This window comes from Paraburkholderia sp. PGU19 (genome assembly GCF_013426915.1).
Taxonomy (GTDB): Bacteria; Pseudomonadota; Gammaproteobacteria; order Burkholderiales; family Burkholderiaceae; genus Paraburkholderia.
Window position 1 is genome coordinate 3659573 of the sequence record NZ_AP023179.1, and the last position, 19244, is coordinate 3678816.

17 protein-coding genes are annotated in these 19244 nt (G+C 63.4%); 13 read left to right on the top strand and 4 right to left on the bottom strand.

The annotated features are described in order from the left end of the window. Positions 1–186: 186 nt before the first annotated feature. From fliF to fliR, 13 genes are all read left to right on the top strand, one after another. A complete protein-coding gene (gene fliF / locus H1204_RS16740) occupies positions 187–1968 on the top strand; it encodes a flagellar basal-body MS-ring/collar protein FliF (protein ID WP_180729159.1) in 1782 nt (593 codons plus the stop codon). Beyond that, positions 1958–2953: a flagellar motor switch protein FliG gene (gene fliG / locus H1204_RS16745; protein WP_042315518.1), complete on the top strand. Its 996-nt coding sequence runs from the start codon at positions 1958–1960 to the stop codon at positions 2951–2953. Before fliF ends, fliG begins: the two co-directional genes overlap by 11 nt. Then, positions 2940–3617 (top strand): flagellar assembly protein FliH, encoded by a 678-nt coding sequence (gene fliH, locus H1204_RS16750; protein WP_180729160.1) that lies wholly within the window; start codon positions 2940–2942, stop codon positions 3615–3617. Before fliG ends, fliH begins: the two co-directional genes overlap by 14 nt. Next, entirely contained in the window at positions 3611–5266 is a 1656-nt protein-coding gene (fliI, locus tag H1204_RS16755) for a flagellar protein export ATPase FliI (protein ID WP_180729161.1), read from the top strand. The genes fliH and fliI overlap by 7 nt, the downstream gene beginning before the upstream one ends. A gap of 18 nt (positions 5267–5284) precedes the next feature. Then, a complete protein-coding gene (gene fliJ / locus H1204_RS16760; RefSeq protein ID WP_180729162.1) occupies positions 5285–5734 on the top strand; it encodes a flagellar export protein FliJ in 450 nt (149 codons plus the stop codon). A 65-nt stretch (positions 5735–5799) separates the two neighbouring features. Beyond that, positions 5800–7329, top strand: a complete 1530-nt coding sequence (locus tag H1204_RS16765) for a flagellar hook-length control protein FliK (protein ID WP_180729163.1) — start codon at positions 5800–5802, stop codon at positions 7327–7329. 591 nt (positions 7330–7920) lie between these two features. Beyond that, positions 7921–8424: a flagellar basal body-associated protein FliL gene (gene fliL, locus H1204_RS16770; RefSeq protein WP_180729164.1), complete on the top strand. Its 504-nt coding sequence runs from the start codon at positions 7921–7923 to the stop codon at positions 8422–8424. Between the two features lie 67 nt (positions 8425–8491). After that, positions 8492–9490, top strand: a complete 999-nt coding sequence (gene fliM, locus H1204_RS16775; RefSeq protein ID WP_180729165.1) for a flagellar motor switch protein FliM — start codon at positions 8492–8494, stop codon at positions 9488–9490. Then, positions 9483–9947: a flagellar motor switch protein FliN gene (fliN, locus tag H1204_RS16780; RefSeq protein ID WP_035991507.1), complete on the top strand. Its 465-nt coding sequence runs from the start codon at positions 9483–9485 to the stop codon at positions 9945–9947. Before fliM ends, fliN begins: the two co-directional genes overlap by 8 nt. 65 nt (positions 9948–10012) lie before the next feature. Next, entirely contained in the window at positions 10013–10564 is a 552-nt protein-coding gene (gene fliO, locus H1204_RS16785) for a flagellar biosynthetic protein FliO (RefSeq protein ID WP_243468640.1), read from the top strand. Between the two features lie 86 nt (positions 10565–10650). Beyond that, entirely contained in the window at positions 10651–11421 is a 771-nt protein-coding gene (fliP, locus tag H1204_RS16790) for a flagellar type III secretion system pore protein FliP (RefSeq protein WP_243468524.1), read from the top strand. Between the two features lie 22 nt (positions 11422–11443). Continuing rightward, positions 11444–11713, top strand: a complete 270-nt coding sequence (gene fliQ, locus H1204_RS16795) for a flagellar biosynthesis protein FliQ (RefSeq protein WP_035991503.1) — start codon at positions 11444–11446, stop codon at positions 11711–11713. A gap of 31 nt (positions 11714–11744) precedes the next feature. Beyond that, a complete protein-coding gene (gene fliR, locus H1204_RS16800) occupies positions 11745–12527 on the top strand; it encodes a flagellar biosynthetic protein FliR (protein WP_180729168.1) in 783 nt (260 codons plus the stop codon). 341 nt (positions 12528–12868) lie between these two features. On the opposite strand, the gene flgL is transcribed toward fliR, so the two are convergent. The 4 genes from flgL to flgJ form a co-directional block, all read right to left on the bottom strand. After that, positions 12869–14089: a flagellar hook-associated protein FlgL gene (flgL, locus tag H1204_RS16805; protein ID WP_180729169.1), complete on the bottom strand. Its 1221-nt coding sequence runs from the start codon at positions 14087–14089 to the stop codon at positions 12869–12871. Positions 14090–14103: 14 nt separating this feature from the next. Further along, entirely contained in the window at positions 14104–16077 is a 1974-nt protein-coding gene (gene flgK / locus H1204_RS16810) for a flagellar hook-associated protein FlgK (RefSeq protein WP_180729170.1), read from the bottom strand. Positions 16078–17141: 1064 nt separating this feature from the next. Next, positions 17142–17891, bottom strand: coding sequence for a flagellar brake protein (locus H1204_RS16815; RefSeq protein ID WP_180729171.1), 750 nt, complete (start codon positions 17889–17891; stop codon positions 17142–17144). Between the two features lie 417 nt (positions 17892–18308). Beyond that, entirely contained in the window at positions 18309–19241 is a 933-nt protein-coding gene (gene flgJ / locus H1204_RS16820; protein ID WP_180729172.1) for a flagellar assembly peptidoglycan hydrolase FlgJ, read from the bottom strand. Positions 19242–19244: the final 3 nt, after the last annotated feature.

A 19244-nucleotide genomic window follows, 5' to 3' on the forward strand; every position in this document is an offset into this window, starting at 1 on the left:
ATTGGACAGGAAGCATAGCAGCGGGCCTTTTGTGAAAGCCGTGAAAGTAAGGGGAAACCCCCCGCTATTCGGCGCATCGGGTTGCTTACCCATGCGGATAATCCCTAGCGTGAAAGTCTCTGTCGGCAGGCAAGGTAAGGCGCCGTAAGCCGCAGAACGCAAAAGCATTCCGGAGAAACCCGACGCATGGATTCGTCAGCCAACTCTTTGATCAACCCCGACGCCCGTATGGGCCTCGCCGGCGCGCAGCCGGGCACAGCGGGAGCAGCCGGCGGCGCTGCAGGCCTCGACCTCGGCGGCACGGGCGGTGGATTCGCCACGCGCTTCCCGGGCCTGCCCACGTCGCTGTCGCAGATGCGCGGCAACCCGCGCGCACCGCTGATCTTCGCCGTCGCGTTGCTGGTCGCCGTGGTCGCGGGGCTGATCCTCTGGTCGCGCGCGCCAGACTACAGGGTGCTGTACAGCAATGTCTCCGATCAGGACGGCGGCGCAATCGTTGCCGCGCTCCAGCAGGCGAACGTGCCGTACAAGTTTTCCGATGCGGGCGGCGCAATCCTGATCCCCGCCGATCAGGTGCACGAAATGCGCCTGCGTCTCGCGTCGCAGGGTCTGCCGAAAAGCGGCTCGGTCGGCTTCGAACTGATGGACAACCAGAAGTTCGGCATCAGCCAGTTCGCCGAGCAGATCAACTATCAGCGCGCGCTCGAAGGCGAACTGCAGCGCACGATCGAATCCATCTCGACGGTCAAGTCGGCGCGCGTCCATCTGGCCATTCCGAAGCCGACCGTGTTCGTGCGCGACCGCGAGGCGCCGTCGGCATCCGTGATGGTCAACCTGTACCCGGGCCGCATGCTCGACGAAGGCCAGGTCGTGGCGATCACGCATATGGTCGCGTCCGCCGTGCCCGACCTGCCCGTGCGCAACGTGACGATCATCGACCAGGACGGCAACCTGCTCACGCAGGCAGGCGTCAGCGGCAGCGGCCTCGACGCGACACAGCTCAAGTATGTGCAGCAGATCGAACGCAACACGCAGCAGCGCATCGACGCGATCCTTGGACCGATGTTCGGCGCCGGCAACGCGCATTCGTCGGTGAGCGCGGACATCGATTTCTCCCGGCACGAGTCGACCTCGGAGGCCTACGCCCCGAACAACGACCCGCAGCAGGCCGCCGTCCGCAGCCAGCAGACCAGCACCGCGACGGAAATGTCGCAGGGCGGCGCCTCGGGCGTACCGGGCGCGCTGTCTAACCAGCCGCCGCAGCCGGCGTCCGCGCCCATCGTCGCCAGCGCGAATGGCGCCAGCGGCGTGACGACGACGCCGATCAGCGACCACAAGGACTCGACCACCAACTACGAGCTGAGCAAGACCGTGAGCCACACGGAGCAGGCGGTTGGCGGTATCAAGCGTCTGTCGGTGGCCGTGGTGGTGAACTACATGCGCGTCGTCGACGCGAAGGGCCACGCGACGATGCAGCCGGTTCCCGCCGACAAGCTCGCTCAGGTCAAGCTGCTGGTCAGCGACGCGATGGGCTACGACAAGGCACGCGGTGACTCGGTCAACGTCGAGACCAGCGCGTTCACGCAGATCGTCGACCCCGATGCCGACCTGCCGTGGTGGCGCACCAAGGACATGATCGCGATGTACAAGCAGATCGCGACGTACGTCGGCATCGGCGCAGTCGCCCTGTTCCTCTACTTCGTGATGGTCAAGCCGGCGCTGCGCCGCGCGTTCCCGCCGCCGGAGCCGGCTGTACCGGCGCTGATGTCGCCGGACGAGCCGGTGCTCGACGGTCTGCCGAGCGCAGCCGCCATCGCCGCCGAAGAGGAAGTCGAAGGATCGCTGGTCTCGCTGGAAAGCGACAAGGCCAAATATGAGCGGAACCTCGAATATGCGCGTCAGATCGCGCGTCAGGATCCGAAGATCGTTGCAACCGTCGTGAAGAGCTGGGTGTCCGATGAGCACTGAAGGCGTATTGAAGAGCGCGCTCCTGCTGATGTCGATCGGCGAGGAAGAGGCGGCTCAGGTATTCAAGTTTCTGGGGCCGCGTGAGGTCCAGAAGATCGGCGTCGCAATGGCGTCGCTGAAGAACATCACCCGCGAGCAGATCGACGAGGTGCTGCACGAGTTCGTCTCCGAGGCGGACAAGCACACTGCCCTCTCGCTCGATTCGAACGACTACATCCGCTCCGTGCTGACCAAGGCGCTCGGCGACGACAAGGCGGGCGCGATCATCGACCGTATCCTACAAGGCAGCGATACGAGCGGCATCGAAGGCCTGAAGTGGATGGATTCGGCGGCCGTCGCGGAACTCATCAAGAACGAGCACCCGCAGATCATCGCGACGATTCTCGTCCACCTGGACCGCGATCAGGCGTCGGAAATCGTCGCGTGCTTCACGGAGCGGCTGCGCAACGACGTGCTGCTGCGTATCGCGACGCTCGACGGGATTCAGCCCGCCGCGCTGCGCGAACTCGACGACGTGCTGACAGGCCTGCTCTCGGGCAGCGACAACCTGAAGCGCAGCCCGATGGGCGGCATCCGCACGGCGGCGGAAATTCTCAACTTCCTGCCGGGCAATCACGAAGAATCGGTTATCGACAACGTCCGCCAGTACGACGCGGAACTCGCACAGAAGATTATCGACCAGATGTTCGTGTTCGACAACCTGCTCGACCTGGAAGACCGCGGTATCCAGCTGCTGCTGAAGGAAGTCGAGTCGGAAACGCTGATCATCTCGCTGAAGGGCGCGCAGCCCGCGCTGCGCCAGAAATTCCTGTCGAACATGTCGCAGCGCGCAGCCGAGCTGCTCGCGGAAGACCTCGACGCACGCGGCCCGGTCCGCGTGTCGGAAGTGGAAACGCAACAGCGCAAGATCCTTCAGGTCGTGCGCAACCTCGCCGAGTCGGGTGCAATCGTGATCGGCGGCAAGGCGGAAGATGCATATGTCTGACCACGATCCCGTGCGCAAGGAAAGCCTCTCGGCCTACCAGCGCTGGGAGATGGCCTCGTTCGACCCGGTGCCGGAGCCGGAACCCGAAGTCGACGACGGCGCGTTCGAAGCCGAACTGCAACGCCTGCGCGACACCGCGCATGCGCAGGGTGTCGCGTCCGGCCATGTGGCCGGTCAGGCGCTCGGCTATCAGGCCGGCTACGAACAGGGCCGCGCGCAAGGCTTCGAGCAGGGTCAGGCGGAAGCGCACTCGGAAGCCGCGCAGCTTGCCGCGCTCGCCGAGACGTTCAAAGCCGCGCTCGACAACGTGCAGCACGAATTGTCCGAAACGATCGTCGCGCTCGCGCTCGACATCGCGCAACAAGTGGTTCGCCAGCATGTCCAGCACGATCCGACGGCGCTGATCGCCGCCGCGCGTGAGGTGATGGCGACGGAACCGGCGCTGGTCGGCGCACCGGCTCTGATCGTGAGTCCTGCCGATCTGCCCGTCGTCGAAGCGTATCTGCTGGAAGAACTGCAGACGCGCGGCTGGAGCGTGCGCACCGACCCCGCGATCGAACGCGGCGGCTGCCGGGCGGTCTCCACGACAGGCGAAGTGGACGCCGGCATCGGCACGCGCTGGGAGCGCGTGACGGCTGCGCTCGGCAAGGCGAGCACATGGTAAAGCCGACCATCGAAGACATTCAGCACAGCGACCTCACGCCACTCGAGCGCGAGCTGGCGCTCGCGTCGTTCGGCGCGGAAGCGCTCACCGTCGCGCAGATGGAAGAGTCGCTCGCGGCATTGGAGTCCGCGATTTCGGACGCGCATGCGGCGAGCCAAACCCGCGATGAAACGCACGACGACGCACGCGACAACGCCAGTGGCGCTCATCCCGCTGCCGCGCCCGCGAGCCGCGAATCGGCGGCTGCGCAAAAGCGCGCGCCCGATCCCGCACTCGCATCCAATCCGCATCTGCAGGCGTGGCGCAATCGTTTGAATGGCCTGCGCGAGCGCAACCAGATCGCGCGCCCACTGCGCGCCTGCGGCCGCCTGACGCGCGCCGCCGGTCTGGTGCTCGAAGCCGTCGGCCTGCGGCTGGCCGTCGGCTCGGAAGTGATGATCGAGCTGCCGCCCGGCAGTTCGCGCACGATGGCGGAAGCCGAAGTGGTCGGCTTTCATGGCGACAAGCTGTTTCTGATGCCGACCACGGAAGTCGCCGGTCTGCTGCCCGGTGCGCGCGTCTATCCGCTGGAAGTGGCGCCCATCGCCGACCCGATGGCGGGCGCGAAGCGTCTGCCCGTCGGTTGGGAACTGCTCGGCCGCGTGGTCGATGCATCGGGCAAGCCGCTCGACGGCTTCGGCCCGCTCAACTCGCGCAACGACGCGCCGCTCACGGCACCGACCATCAACCCGCTGCATCGCGAGCCGATTCACAAGGTCCTCGACGTCGGCGTGCGCGCAATCAACGCGTTGCTCACCGTCGGACGCGGCCAGCGCATGGGCCTGTTCGCCGGTTCGGGCGTCGGTAAATCGGTGCTGCTCGGCACAATGGCGCGCTACACCAGCGCCGAAGTGATCGTGATCGGGCTGATCGGCGAACGTGGCCGCGAAGTGAAGGAATTCATCGAGCAGATTCTCGGCGAGGAAGGTCTCGCGCGCTCCGTCGTCGTGGCCGCGCCTGCCGACGTGTCGCCGCTGCTGCGGATGCAGGCCGCCGCCTATACGACCTCGCTCGCCGAATATTTCCGCGATCAGGGCAAGCACGTGCTGTTGCTGATGGACTCGCTCACGCGTTACGCGATGGCGCAGCGCGAGATCGCGCTGGCGATTGGCGAGCCGCCCGCGACCAAGGGCTATCCGCCTTCCGTTTTCGCAAAGCTGCCGGCGCTCGTCGAGCGCACGGGCAACGGCCCGGAAGGCGGCGGTTCGATCACCGCGTTCTATACGGTGCTGACGGAAGGCGATGACCAGCAGGACCCGATCGCCGACTCGGCGCGCGCGATTCTCGACGGCCATATCGTGCTGTCGCGCGCGCTCGCCGAAGCGGGCCACTACCCTGCCATCGACATCGAAGCGTCGATCAGCCGCGCGATGACCTCGCTCATCAGCGACGCGCATCTCGATCGCACGCGCCAGTTCAAACAGATGCTGTCGCGCTATCAGCGCAACCGCGACCTGATCAACGTCGGCGCGTATTCGTCGGGACGCGACGCCGTGCTCGACAAGGCCATCGCGCTATATCCGCGGATGGAAGCGTTCCTGCAGCAAGGTTATCGCGAAAGCGCCGGCTTCGACGCCAGCATCGCGCACCTCGACTCGCTGTTCGGCTAGCAAGCCAGGAGAGACTGAATGAGCAAGCACTTTCCGATCAAGACGCTGATTGGCCTCGCGCAGGACGACGTCGATGCCGCCGCGCGCAAGCTCGGTCGCGTACAGCGCGAGCGCAACGACGTCGAAGCGCAGCTGAACTCGCTCATCGAATACCGCGACGAGTATCACCGCCGTTTCACGGAAACCGCCAAGGCGGGCATGCCTGCCGGCAACATGCGCAACTTTCAGGCATTCATCGACACGCTCGACGCCGCCATCGAACAGCAGCGCGGCTTGCTGGCCACGGCGACGGCGCGTGTCGAAGCGGCCAAGCCCGAATGGCAGCACAGCAAGCAGAAGCTTGGTTCTTACGAAGTACTGGAAGCACGCGGCATCGCCGCCGAAGCAAAAGTCGCGGCGCGCCGCGAGCAACGGGACGCCGACGAGTTCGGCGCACGAATTCTCCGGATGCGCGCGGAAGGCGCATGAAGACGCCTGACCCCGCGAAGCGCTGCGGCGCGCAACGGGACTGACACGACCACACGAGATCCAGCATGTCGCCTCTTTCACTGATCAACTCGCTGCTCGGCTCGACGAGCGGCACATCGGGCAGCAGCGCGTCGAACGGCGTACACGCCACGTTGCCGTTCTCGACGACGCTGCAGCAAAGCATCGCCGCGCAGAAACAGATTGTCGCGCCCTCGCCGGCTCCTGCACCGGCACCCACGCCGACGCCGGCGCCGTCCGCATCGAATGGTTCCAGCGTGCACGACGTGCCGCCCGCCGATAACAGCTCGAACAACACCAGCGCCGCCGACAGTTCGAACGACACCGACAGTACCAAGTCGGCGAGTCAGAGCGACACCACGCAGCAAAGCGACGCGTCGAACGGCGCCAACGGTGCAGACGGCACGAATGGCGCGACCGGCAAGGACAAGACCGACACGGCCTCGAAGCCGGACGACGGCGCGCCAACCAAGGGCGCCGCAGCCGCAGAGACGGCGGCAGCCGCAGCGGCCGCAGCCGCCGCGGTGCAAGCTCAGGCACAGGCGAGCGGCGCGGCCGATGCAGCGAATGCGGCAACGGCCGACGCACAGCCGACGACACCCGCGTCGACCCCGGTCGTCGGCAACGCGACCACGCCCGTGATCCAGACACCGTCGAAAAAGATCGCATCCCTCGATCCGAAAGCGACGCAAGACGCATTGCAGGCCGCCTTCGCCGCAATGGCGAACGGTCAGGGCGCAACGCCTGCGACGGGCGTGAACGCGTCCGCCGCCGGTTCGGGCACGTCGGCCACGGGCGAAGCGACCCTCGGCGGCGCTGGCGCTGGCGCAGGTGCCGGCAAGGGCCTGACGCTCGGCGACTTGCGCAACATGAAGGGCGAAGCGACGACGAACGGTACGAATGCCGCCGCGACGGCACCGGCCGCTGCAGCCGCCGCGCAGCCGAGCCCTGCCGAAACGCTCGCCGCCGCCAGCGCGAGCGTCCCGCAGCAGGCGAGCGCCGTGCCCGCCGCGAATACCGACACGAGCGCCGCGCTCGCCGCGACTCAGGCCGCATCGGCGGCAGCGGCTGCGAGCGCAACGACGACGGCGACGCAGGGTTCCAACCCGGCAACGGCCGCGATGGCCAACGCGATCGCACCGCAAGTCGGCGCGCATGATTGGGAAGACGCGTTCAGCCAGAAGGTCGTGTTCCTCACCAACGCGCATCAGCAGACGGCGGAACTCACGCTCAATCCGCGCGACCTCGGCCCGCTACAGGTCGTCCTCCAGGTTGCCGATAACCATGCACATGCCCTTTTTGTTTCGCAGCATCAGCAGGTGCGGGAGGCGGTCGAAGCCGCGCTGCCGAAACTGCGCGAAGCGATGGAGCAAGGCGGCATCGGCTTGGGCAGCGCCAGCGTCAGCGACGGCTTTGCCCGCCAGAGCAGCCAGCAGGGCCAGGAGCAGAGTGGCGGCACTCGCGGCGGCCGCAGCAGTGGCCGTGGCGATGCGGGCATCGACGTCGCGGATAGCGGCGCGACGACGGTGAGCATGCCTGTGCGACGCACGGTTGGGCTGGTGGACACGTTCGCGTGACGTTATGCGGTTTGCAGTTTGCTGTTGCGCTGGCATCCGCGTGATGTTGTCGTTTTTCACGCGTTGCCCCTGTGCGGGGCGGCAGTCACTTTCTTTGCCGCCGCAAAGAAAGTAACCAAAGAAAGCGGCTCACACCGAGCCGCTTGACCATCGCCAGGGAATAGGAACGGCCCAAGCTGCGGCTAACTGTGTGTAGGTTTTCTCGCCTTGAGCGCGAGCACTTCGGACCAGGTCCGGAGTGCTCGCGTGTGCGGCACGACGGCCCACACACAGTTTTCCGCAAATAGGACGCTGGAAGCTCTGGAGCAATCGTCAAGCGGCTCGGTGTGAGCTGCTTTCTTTTGCCTACTTTTCTTTGCAGCAGCAAAGAAAAGTAGGTGCCGCCCCGCACAGGGGCAACGCATGAAAACCGAAAACATCACGCGGATGCCAGCGCAATGGCAAACCGCAGGAAGCCTGCGCAGCAAAAAACAAAACCACCCCCGGGCAGGCAAACACACGAGCTAACCCTGAATATCCCTTCTTTTCGACCCATCGCAGCAGCGTCGGACACCTGAAAATTCAACCTACAGCATTGAGGCAATCAATTCCATGGCAACCACGACCGCAAACCAGCAAGCCAACGCGAAGCCCTCCTCTCCGGGCCTCGTCAAGCGCATTTTGGTGATCCTGCTGATCGTACTGGTCGCGGCAGGCGCAGCCGGCGCCGCCACCTGGTTCTTCATGTCGAAGCGCGCGCCCGCCGCCGCGACGGCAGCAGCGCCGGCGCCCGCGCCTGCACCCATTTTCTTTCCGCTCGAATCGATGACGGTGAACCTGCAGTCCGACGACGGCCAGCAGCACTATCTGCGCATCGGTCTGACGCTGAAGCTGACCGACCAGAAGGTGCAGGAACATTTGACCGAACACATGCCCGAAGTCCGCAGCCGCGTGCTGCTCGCGCTGTCGAACAAGCATCCCGAGGAACTCGCGACGCTCGACGGCAAGAAAGCACTCGCCACGGAACTCGAAAAGCTGATCGAAGAGCCGACCGAAGCCAACGCTCCACCGGTGCACGTCTCCGACGTGCTGTTCACCGAATTCGTCGTCCAGTAACGGCGCGCCTTGTGCCGACTGATTTGATCTTCCACCGCGCTATTGAAGGGACGTACGAGGAATAGGAATGGGCCACGAAGAGTTCATGTCCCAGGAGGAGGTCGATGCCCTCCTCAAGGGCGTCACCGGCGAGTCCGACTCGCAATCCGATCAGGGCGATCGGTCCGGCGTCCGCCCGTACAACATTGCGACGCAGGAACGCATCGTTCGCGGCCGGATGCCCGGCCTCGAAATCATCAACGACCGGTTCGCGCGTCTGTTGCGCGTCGGCATATTCAACTTCATGCGGCGCACGGCGGAAATTTCCGTCGGCCCGGTGAAAGTGCAGAAGTACAGCGAATTCACGCGTAACCTGCCGATCCCGACGAACCTGAACCTCGTCCATGTGAAGCCTCTGCGCGGCACGTCGCTGTTCGTGTTCGATCCGAACCTCGTGTTCTTCGTGGTCGACAACCTGTTCGGCGGCGATGGGCGTTTCCATACGCGCGTCGAAGGCCGCGACTTCACGCAGACTGAACAGCGCATCATCAGCAAGCTGCTGGGCCTCGTGTTCGAGCACTACACGACGGCGTGGAAGAGCGTGCGCCCGATGCAGTTCGAATACGTGCGCTCGGAAATGCACACGCAGTTCGCCAACGTCGCGACGCCGAACGAAATTGTGATCGTCACGCAGTTCTCGATCGAATTCGGCCCGACGGGCGGCACGCTGCATATCTGCATGCCGTACTCGATGATCGAGCCGATCCGCGACGTGCTGTCCTCGCCGATCCAGGGCGAAGCGCTCGAAGTGGACCGCCGCTGGGTGCGCGTGCTGTCGCAGCAGGTGCAGGCAGCCGAAGTGGAACTGACGGCGGATCTCGCGCAGGTCCCCGTGACGTTCCAGGAGATTCTCAACATGAAGGCGGGCGACGTGCTGCCCATCAACATTCCCGAGCACATCACGGCGAAGGTCGACGGCGTGCCGGTGATGGAATGCGGCTACGGAATTTTCAATGGTCAATACGCATTGCGCGTGCAGAAGATGATCAGCGCAGCGGAACAGATGAAGGAAGCGGGATATGACTGAGCTGAACTCGACACCCGATATGGACATGCCGGAAGAGTCGAAGGTGAATGATCCGTTGCCCGGCTCGGGCGCCGAAGAAGCGGCCCTCGACGATTGGGCGAGCGCGCTCGCCGAGCAGAACGACAACACGTCGGTCAGCGCGACCACGGCTGGCGTGTTCCAGCCGCTGTCGAAGGTCGAGCCGTCCACGACGCGCAACGACATCGACATGATTCTGGACATTCCCGTTCAGATGACGGTCGAGCTGGGCCGCACGAAGATCGCGATTCGCAACCTGCTGCAACTCGCGCAGGGTTCCGTCGTCGAGCTGGACGGCCTGGCGGGCGAGCCGATGGACGTGCTCGTCAACGGCTGCCTGATCGCGCAAGGCGAAGTAGTGGTCGTGAACGACAAGTTCGGTATCCGCCTGACCGACATCATCACGCCGTCCGAGCGTATCCGGAAACTGAACCGATGAAACACGCAGTAACCCGGGCCGCGTCCCACGGGAGCGGCATGCCGCTGCCGCGCCGCGCCCGTTTCATGTCGACGGTTGTCGCGGCTGGGCTGATGTTCTGCGCCAGCGCTTTCAATCTCGCGCACGCCGCCGACATGAATGCCGTCAACAATGCCGCGCAGATCGCCTCGAGCGTCGGCGCGGGAACGGCGGTGCCGTCGCTCGGCGTCGGCGCGGTGTTGCAGACGATCGTAGGTCTGGCTGTCGTGATCGGCCTCGTGTTCGGCTTCGCATGGCTCGCGCGCCGCTTCGGCCTGCAACCGGGCCAGCGCGGCGGGATCGTGAAGACGATCGGCGGCACATCGCTCGGCGGCAAGGAACGCGTGGCCGTCGTCGAGATCGGCGACACATGGCTCGTGCTCGGCGCTGCGCCCGGCAACGTGCGCCTGTTGCATACGATGCCCGCCGGCTCGGCGTCGGGCGCAACCCATCCCACCGGCACGCCGTTTTCAGTGCCCGACGCATCCAGTCCCGGCGGCCCGGTCCAGTTGAGCGGCACCTTCGGACAACGCTTTCGCGACGCGCTCAAAAACGAAGCAGCCAAACGTTTCCAGCGACGCGCGAGCGGAGAACAGTAATGCAGTACGACCGATCTGACGCGCAGAGCAGCTGCGCTGTGACTTCCCACGTCCTTTCACAGGCTTCAAAGCAGGCTCCCGCTTCGATGAAAAAGCGCATCCTGAAGGGCGCCACGCTGATCGCGCCGCTCGCCGTGCCCGCGCTGCTGTTCGCGCTGCCGACGCTGTCGCACGCGCAGGCCAATGGTCTGCCCGCCTTCAACACGAGCCCGGGCCCGAACGGCGGCACGACGTACTCGCTGAGCGTGCAGACGATGCTGCTGCTCACGATGCTGTCGTTCCTGCCCGCGATGGTGTTGATGATGACGAGCTTCACGCGCATCATCATCGTGTTGTCGCTGCTGCGTCAGGCGATCGGCACGCCGACCACGCCGCCCAACCAGGTGATGGTCGGTCTTGCGCTGTTTCTCACGCTGTTCGTGATGACGCCCGTGCTCGACAAGGCCTACACGGATGGCTACAAGCCCTTCTCCGAAGGCACGATCCAGATGGACGAAGCGGTGAAGCGCGGTGTCGCGCCCTTCAAGGCGTTCATGCTGAAGCAGACCCGCGAGAGCGATCTCGCTTTGTTCGCGCGCATCTCGCACGCTGCGCCGATGCAGGGACCGGAAGACGTGCCGCTGTCGCTGCTGGTGCCGTCGTTCGTGACGAGCGAACTGAAGACGGGTTTTCAGATCGGCTTCACCGTGTTCATTCCGTTTGTGATCATCGACATGGTGGTGGCGAGCGTGCTGATGTCGATGGGCATGATGATGATTTCGCCCGCGACCATTTCGCTGCCGTTCAAGTTGATGCTGTTCGTGCTGGTCGATGGCTGGCAGTTGATCATTGGCTCGCTTGCACAGAGCTTCGTCTGAATTCTGCAGGGAGAATCACGCCATGACGCCGGAAACCGTCACCACGCTCGCGCACGAAGCGATGTACATCGCGTTGCTGCTGGCTGCGCCGCCGCTGTTCGTGGGGCTCGTTGTCGGTCTCGTCGTGAGCCTGTTTCAGGCCGCGACGCAGATCAACGAAGCGACGCTGTCGTTCATTCCGAAGCTGTTCGCGATTGCCGTGACGCTGGTGCTGATTGGTCCGTGGATGCTCGCGAAGATGCTCGATTACATGCGCCACATGTTCACCAGCATTCCGACGCTCGCCAACTGAGCGCCCTTCTCTTTCCTTCTTTCGACGCGCGATGTTCTCCGTCACCTACGAACAGCTGAACGTCTGGCTGACCGCGTTCCTGTGGCCGTTCGTGCGGATTCTTGCGCTGATGGCGACGGCGCCCGCGTTCGGCGACAAGTCGTTGCCGACTCGCGTGAAGATCGCTCTGGCGGGTTTCATTACGCTGATCGTTGCGCCGACTATTGGTGCGTTGCCGCAGGTTACGGTGTTCTCCGCGCAGGGCGTGTGGATCATCGTCAATCAGTTTTTGATCGGGGCGGCGCTCGGTTTTACGATGCAGCTCGTGTTTGGTGCGATTCAGGCCGCCGGCGACATCATGGGCATGAGCATGGGGCTCGGGTTCGCGACGTTCTTCGATCCGCATGCTGCGGGGTCGACGGATGTCATGTCGCGCTACATGAATATGCTCGCGATTTTGACTTTTCTCGCGTTTGATGGGCATTTGCAGGTTATTTCTGCATTGGTTCAGACGTTTCAGGCGCTGCCTGTGTCGGCGAATGTGCTTGGGGCTAATGGTTGGCGAGTACTCGCCGGGTGGGGGAGCACGGTGATCAGCGCAGCACTGCTGCTGTCTCTGCCGATTGTCACTGCGCTGCTTATCACTAATCTTGCGCTTGGGATTCTTAATCGGGCTGCGCCGCAGATTGGGGTGTTTCAGGTTGGGTTGCCCGTTACTGTTATTACTGGTTTGCTGCTGATTCAGTTGATGTTGCCTAATATGATGCCCTTCTTTGCTCGCTTGTTTGAGAGTGGGATTGAGCAGATGGGGCGGGTGGCGGCTGGGTTGAGGTGAGGGTTTTTGTTTTTTGCTGCGCAAGCGTTGATTGGGGGTTTTTGGGTTTGCGCTGGGATTCGCGTGTTGCCTTCGCGGTTCGCTTCGTGGCGCGGCAGGTTTGGTCCGCTTGTGTCTACGCTGGCATCCGCGATGCGGTGGTTCGCTTCATGCGTCGCCCCTGTGCGGGGCGACGCATGAAGCACGCTAACGAATCGCGGATGCCAGCGTAGACACAAGCAAACCACCCCACATCGCAAGACAAAAAAAACGCCCAGCCCTATTCAAAGAGCCAGGCGTCTCACACCTACAAAAAACAAAAGCAAAAGCAAAAGCAAAAGCAAAAATGAACAACGAAAAAATCAATTCCCGATGTAATCAAACAACGACAACTTCTGAATCATCGAAAAACCCTGCTGCGCCGCCTGCAGCGAGAATTGGGTCATCGTGTACTTGCTGATCACCGCTGTCAGATTAGTCTGCGTCAAATCCGCAAGATTGCTCGTGGTCTGCAACGAGTTCGTCTGCGTCACCGTCTGCAGCGCCTCGATCTCCTGCTCGCGACCACCGACCGACGTCTGGATCGACGTCACGTTGTTCATCGTGTTATGCAACTGCGTCATCGCCGTGCCCAGCGCGTTCGTCAGGTTCGCCTGGCCGCCCGTGCCCGAGACGGGCGTTTGCAGCGCGGCAATCACGCTGTCGAGGTTCGCGAACACGTCCTTGTTCGACTGTGCCGAGGGCGTCACCGAGAATGCATCGCCCGCATTGGGCGCGCCGGTAATCGTCACGCTCTGGCCGCCGCCGCCCAGCGAAATCGCCTGGCCAGTCGTGAAGGTCTGCGGCGCGCTCGTCGTCGACGTGGTGGCGTCGGTGATCGTGTACGTCGTCGCGGACGTGAAGTTGATCGTGAACTTGTGTTGGTTCGTCGGGTCGGTCGGATTGCTCACCGACACATTGCCGATCGTGCCCGTGCCCGTGTTGGCCGAGTTACCCGCCGTCACGGCCGCGCTGCCCGCCGGCGAGATGCTCAGGAACACCGCCTGGCCCGTATCGCCAATCGCGATGTTACGGGTGCCCGTCACCTGCACGTTCTGCACGCCGTTGTCGCCGTTGTACTGAACAGCCCCGCTCGCGTTGATCGAAAACGGCGGCGTCCCTGCCTGATAGCCGGCGTACAGATAGTTACCCGAGCCGTCAGTGCCGTTCGCAAGACCCATCAGCTGGTTGCGCAAGCCCTGCAGCTGCGTCGCGATCGCGCCGCGGTCGCCGTCGTTGAGCGAGCCGTCGCCCGCGCGCACCAGCTGCGTGCTGATCGACGTCAGCACGTTGTTGATGCTGGAGAGCGAGCCGTCCTCGGATTGCAGCGAGGCAAGCGCAGTGTTCTGGTTGTCGGCGTACTGTGACAGCGTCGCGCCCTGCATGCTGAGCTGCACGGCCTGCGCCGCGCCGACCGGGTTGTCCGACGGCGTCGAGAGGCTCACGCCGCTCGACAGTTGCTGATACAGCGACGCGAGCGTGGATTGCTGATCGTCCATCGTCTGGACGTTCATGCCGAAATATTGCGAAGTAGAGATGCGCATAGTCGTTCAACGCCTCAATTGAAAATGCCGAGGATCGTCTGGAACAGCGTCTGGGCCGTCTGGATGACCTTGCTGTTCGCCTGATACAACTGCTGGTATTGCAGCAGGTTCGCCGCTTCCTCGTTGATGTTCACGCCGGAGATCGCCTGTTGCGCGGTCGTGATCTGCGTCACGAGCGACGTCTGCGATTTGCTCGACGCCTGGATCTGGTTCGTCTGGTTGCCGATGTCGTTCACGTAGTTCGCGTACGAGTCGGTCAGGGTGAGCGTACCGTTGCCCATCGACTTCGTCGTCACCAGATTCGAGATCGCCTGCGCGTTGCGGCCGTCCTTGCCGCCCGCCGGGTTCGGCGAGATCGTGAAGGTGTCGCCGTTCGCGGGCGTGCCCGTGATCTGCAGCGACACGTTGTTGATCGTGCTGCCCGTGATCGTCATCGACGCGCCCATGGCCGGGTTGTACGGCACGTTGGGCGTCGCCGCCGTGATGTTGTACGAGGTCGGCGGCGTGCTGTTGATGGTCACGGTCGAGCCGACCGGGAAGCCGGAGATCGACCCCGTCGCCGAGTCGTACGTGAGCGTGGTGGTTGTGCTCGGCAACGTGTAGCCCGCCGACACCGTGCCCTGCGTCACCGACGACGTGCCCGTATTCGACGTGCCCTTCGACACCAGAACGGGCGACGAAGCCGCGATGGCCGCACCGTCGCTCGTCGTCAGCCCGAAGCCGTTCAGCGCGCCGCGCGTCGGCTCGACGGTGAACGAATCGCCGGCGTTCATCGTGCCCGTCAGCGAGAACTGCATGCCGCCGATCGGGCTAGTGAGGTTGGCCGCCTGGCCGACGACCTGGCCCGTATCGCGATTGGTCAGCGTGTAGTTCGAGCCGTCGTACGACAGCGTGTAGTTGCCCGATACGGGCTGTGACGGATTGGACAGCGAGGCACCCAGCGTCGCGCCGCCCGTGTTCTTCAGGTTCGCGAAGATGGTCGGATTGCCGACGGTGAACAGCGCGCCGCCCTGGTTGCCGTTCAGGTCGATACCGAGCGAGTTCTGCGCGTTGACCTGCGCGGCGAAACTCGTCGCGATCGCGCCGAGTTGCGCTTCGGCGGGATCGAGGGTCTGACTGCGGAACGTCATCAGCCCACCGATCTGCCCTCCCAGCTGGACACTGTCGGGCAGGATTTGCGGCGTCGTCGTTCCGGCCTGGCCCGCAAGACCTGCGTAGGCAACGGCCGTTTCCGTCGGGTCCGACGGCGATGTGACGGTTGTGAGATTGAAGCTCTTGTCGGCGACGACGAGTGGCTGGCCGTTGCCCATGAATACGCTGTAGCCGCTATCGCCTTGCACGACCTGCACGCCGACGAGTTGCGACAGGTTCGACACGGCGAGGTCGCGCTGATCGAGCAGCTGGTTGGGCGGCTGGCCTTGTGAGCTCAGCGACTGGATCTGCGCATTCAGTTGCGCGATTTGCGCGCTGTACGTGTTGATCTGCTTGACCGTGTCGCCGATCTGCGTGTTGACGCTGGTGCGCAGCTGGTCGTACTGATCGCCTGCTGCGTTGATCTGGTCCGCCAACGATTGCGCGTTGCTGATGGCGCTTTGGCGCATCGCGGGATTCGACGCATCGTTCGCGACGTTCTGCATGCCGGTGAAGTACGACGTGATCGCGCTCGAAATGCCCGAGGTCGGACTGCCGACCATATTGTTGAGCTGCGCGATCAGGTTGTAGTACGTGTTGAGCGAACCGGACTGCGACTGCGCGTTATTCAGCTCGGTCGTGAGGTACTGGCTGTACTGGCGCTGGATGGTCGTGGTCGACACGCCGCTGCCGAGATAGCCGGAGCCCGTGTACTGTCCGCTCGATTCCGAATAGACGGGACGCTCGACGGAGTAGCCGGGCGTCGCCTGATTGGAGATGTTCTGACCCGTAGTCGTCAGCCCCCATTGGGCTGCGTTGAGTCCACTAAGGCCGATGCTAAAAAGGTTACTGGACATGCGTCATCCTGAAAGACGGCGTAAGGGGCGGTGTGTGTGGCACCGCCAGGTTGACCGAACAATTTGTATATCGGCCTCCCGGCGGGAAGATTGAGGGCGGGAATGGTTTTTTTGCGCGAAGCGCACGAGGTTTTGTTGCGCGGAGCGCTGGACGGGGTTTGGTTTTGTCTTCGACGTTGGGGTTTGGGTTTTGCCTCGGCGAGGCGGTGGTTGCTGCGCATGCGGTTTGGGTTTTTGGCCGTTGCGATGGGTTACGCGTTTTGCCTTCGTGGCGCGGGTGGTTTGGTCGCTCTGGCCTTTGCGCTGGCGTCCGCGTTTCGTTAGCGTGCTTCACGCGTTGCCCCTGTGGGTTTGCGTTTTCGCTGGCATCCGCGGTTCGTTAGCTCGCTTCAAGCGTCGCCCCTGTGCGGGGCGGCACCTACTTTTCTTTGCCGCCGCAAAGAAAAGTAGGCAAAAGAAAGCGGCTCACACCGCCAACATTTCTTCTTGCGTGAGGGCCCCAACGGGTCTTACGCTTCACACGGCAGCATTTCTGTTCGCGTCCGTTGCCAGCGCTTCGAATGAGCGCCTCACCCACTTCAAACACCCGCATAAGAGCTAGCGGCAGCGAATGGTATGTGCCGCCCAGGTGGCAAACTGTGTGTAGGTTGTCGCGCCGTATAGCCTAGCGCTCTTACAGGGTGGTGCGCGTGCGCTATCGGTTCGGAGTGAGGCGTGTGCAGTACTACGGCCTACACACAGTTTGCCACCTGGGCAACGGCGGAATATCCGGCGCGGCATGCTGCAACGCGGGTGCGTGAAGCGGGTGAGGCGCTCATTCAGAGCGTTGGCAACGGACGTGGGTCACGTGGTCGCCGTGTGAAGCGTAGGAACCTTTGGGGTCCCTCAGGCGGGGAGAAATGTTGGCGGTGTGAGCCGCTTTCTTTTGCCTACTTTTCTTTGCGGCGGCAAAGAAAAGTAGGTGCCGCCCCGCACAGGGGCGACGCGTGAAGCACGCTAACGAAACGCGGATGCCAGCGTCAAAACAAGCAAACCACCCAGCGTCGCAGACAACCCAAAATAGCTTACGCGCGCGCCAAAGAGCGCCGCTTCATCTCAAGCTGAGTAATCAACCGCTGAAGCGTATTCTCAGCATTCCCCGGCAGGGACAAGAACCGAAACCCGAGGGTGTAACGCTGCGTGCCGTTAGGCAAATCCACAGCCCGATTCGACATCAACTCAAGATCGAGCTGCAACGTCCCAAGCGACCCAAGTATCACTTCCGTATCCAGCAACTGAACCCCATGCTCGAGCGTCGACACACGCTCATCACTCGTCCGCATGGCCATGCCACCAAGCGACAGATCCTGCACTTCGAACCGGAACCCCTCCCCATCCGGCAAGCGCCCACGGCAAATATAAGGATCAAGCAACGGCGCATCGACGCGGAAATACTCCCGCCGCTGCACGTAATACAAAACCTCAGGAAAATTGGCCTCGAACGAAGGCCGCCCTTCGAATGTCGTTTCGCGCGGCGTCTGCGTGACGAAGTGCACACGCACACCGTCCGGCGTCGCGTGGAAATGACCTTCGGGCGAAGTCAGCAGCCCACGGTTCTGCTCGGCAAGCGCGCCCCAGTCAAACGTGAAGGTGCGCTCTCGCACGTCCACTTCGAGGATCTTCGTCACGAGCTGGCCGCCCTTGTACTGCACGGTCAGAAAATCGCCGCGATTGAGCAGATTGCGCAGTTGCACACCGATCTCAAGCGGATTGCGGCGGCCGAAGTCGACGCCTTCCATCTCGCGGTTGTCACCATTCGACTGGGTGGTATTCATGGCCTTGCCAATTTCTCTTCGTTCTTGCGGGCACGTCGCGAAAGCACCGCCGGCCGGGGCCCGGCACGGCCTGCATACGTCGCGAAACACGCGTGGGTCCGGAATTCTTCTCACCATTCCGGTATCGGGTCTGACTGTTTAGCGGCATCGTCGGCCCAAAGTTTAGACCGGTTTTACGAAATATTTTCCGCAAACGTTTGACACCGCAACGAAGACAGGATACGCGATTTATGCTCGCGCTCCGAAAGTGACATAAGACAATAACGGGAGGCAATGCGGCTCGAGCCACCGCCGTGGCGGCGGCTCCGTCCGTCTGATGTTACGACATGGCCGCGTCGCCGGCGTGATGCCGTTGAAGCAATGTGTAACGCCGATGAGTGACCAGATCGAACGCGGCAAGCGCCGCGTTCGCGTGCGTCACACCATCTTCTGCATGATCGAGATCAGCTTCTTCGCGTAGTGCGGATCGGTCGCGTAACCGGCGCGCTGCATGCCCTGCGCGAAGCCGTTCACGTCGCGCGACGAATTGATCACCTGCGCATAACGCGGGTTCGACTTCAGGAAGCTCGCGTAGTCGGTCATCGCTTCCTCGTACGAATCGTACGCGCGGAACTTCTCGACCACGCGCTGCGGGCGGCCATTGATGTACTCGGTCGTGACCGTCGCGACGGTCTTGCCGTTCCAGTCGTCCGTGGCCTTGATGCCGAAGATGTTGTGACTCGTCGTGCCGTCCGACTTGCGGATCTCACGCTTGCCCCAGCCCGATTCGAGCGCGGCCTGGCCGATGATGAAGCGCGCCGGAATGCCCGTCGCGGCGCTCGCGGCCTGCGCCGGCGCGGCCAGCTTGTCGACGAATGCATCCACCTTGTCCGACGAGCCGTCACCACGCACGGCCGGCGTCAACGCGCTGTTCGCCGAGTAGCCGCGGCCCATCTTCAGCGCGCCGTTGTTCGCCGGGTTCGCGTACGCCTTCGCCAGCGCATTCAGCGCAACGTTGTTGCCCGCGCTCACGTCGTCGGCGGACATGCCGGAGTTGCGCATCAACTGCTTGAGCATCGCGTCGGCAACACCAATGCCCTTCGACGACATCTGCTGCGAAAGCTGCTGGTCCATCATCGACGTGAAAGTCGCCGTGTCGTGCGAATCGAACGGACCGTCGGACGGCGTCGCGTCGCGCATGCTCTTCAGCATCATCTGCGTGAAAACGGCGTCGAACTGCTTGGCCGCCGACTTCATCGCTTCACGCGGATTCGCCGCAGCCTGCGCGCGCATCGCATCGAAGCCTTGCGTGTCGAGGGCGAAGCGATTGGTCAGGTCATTCGCGGCGTTGCGCGTCGTGTCGGAGTTCATTCT

Excerpts from the sequence above, each read along its gene's own strand:
- fliF (WP_180729159.1), top strand. The coding sequence starts at position 187 with ATGGATTCGTCAGCCAACTCTTTGATCAACCCCGACGCCCGTATGGGC.
- H1204_RS16765 (WP_180729163.1), top strand. The coding sequence starts at position 5,800 with ATGTCGCCTCTTTCACTGATCAACTCGCTGCTCGGCTCGACGAGCGGC.
- fliH (WP_180729160.1), top strand. The coding sequence starts at position 2,940 with ATGCATATGTCTGACCACGATCCCGTGCGCAAGGAAAGCCTCTCGGCC.
- fliR (WP_180729168.1), top strand. The coding sequence starts at position 11,745 with ATGTTCTCCGTCACCTACGAACAGCTGAACGTCTGGCTGACCGCGTTC.
- fliM (WP_180729165.1), top strand. The coding sequence starts at position 8,492 with ATGGGCCACGAAGAGTTCATGTCCCAGGAGGAGGTCGATGCCCTCCTC.
- fliQ (WP_035991503.1), top strand. The coding sequence starts at position 11,444 with ATGACGCCGGAAACCGTCACCACGCTCGCGCACGAAGCGATGTACATC.
- flgK (WP_180729170.1), bottom strand. The coding sequence starts at position 16,077 with ATGTCCAGTAACCTTTTTAGCATCGGCCTTAGTGGACTCAACGCAGCC.
- fliJ (WP_180729162.1), top strand. The coding sequence starts at position 5,285 with ATGAGCAAGCACTTTCCGATCAAGACGCTGATTGGCCTCGCGCAGGAC.
- fliP (WP_243468524.1), top strand. The coding sequence starts at position 10,651 with ATGAAAAAGCGCATCCTGAAGGGCGCCACGCTGATCGCGCCGCTCGCC.
- fliN (WP_035991507.1), top strand. The coding sequence starts at position 9,483 with ATGACTGAGCTGAACTCGACACCCGATATGGACATGCCGGAAGAGTCG.
- fliO (WP_243468640.1), top strand. The coding sequence starts at position 10,013 with ATGTCGACGGTTGTCGCGGCTGGGCTGATGTTCTGCGCCAGCGCTTTC.
- flgJ (WP_180729172.1), bottom strand. The coding sequence starts at position 19,241 with ATGAACTCCGACACGACGCGCAACGCCGCGAATGACCTGACCAATCGC.
- fliI (WP_180729161.1), top strand. The coding sequence starts at position 3,611 with ATGGTAAAGCCGACCATCGAAGACATTCAGCACAGCGACCTCACGCCA.
- flgL (WP_180729169.1), bottom strand. The coding sequence starts at position 14,089 with ATGCGCATCTCTACTTCGCAATATTTCGGCATGAACGTCCAGACGATG.
- fliG (WP_042315518.1), top strand. The coding sequence starts at position 1,958 with ATGAGCACTGAAGGCGTATTGAAGAGCGCGCTCCTGCTGATGTCGATC.
- H1204_RS16815 (WP_180729171.1), bottom strand. The coding sequence starts at position 17,891 with ATGAATACCACCCAGTCGAATGGTGACAACCGCGAGATGGAAGGCGTC.
- fliL (WP_180729164.1), top strand. The coding sequence starts at position 7,921 with ATGGCAACCACGACCGCAAACCAGCAAGCCAACGCGAAGCCCTCCTCT.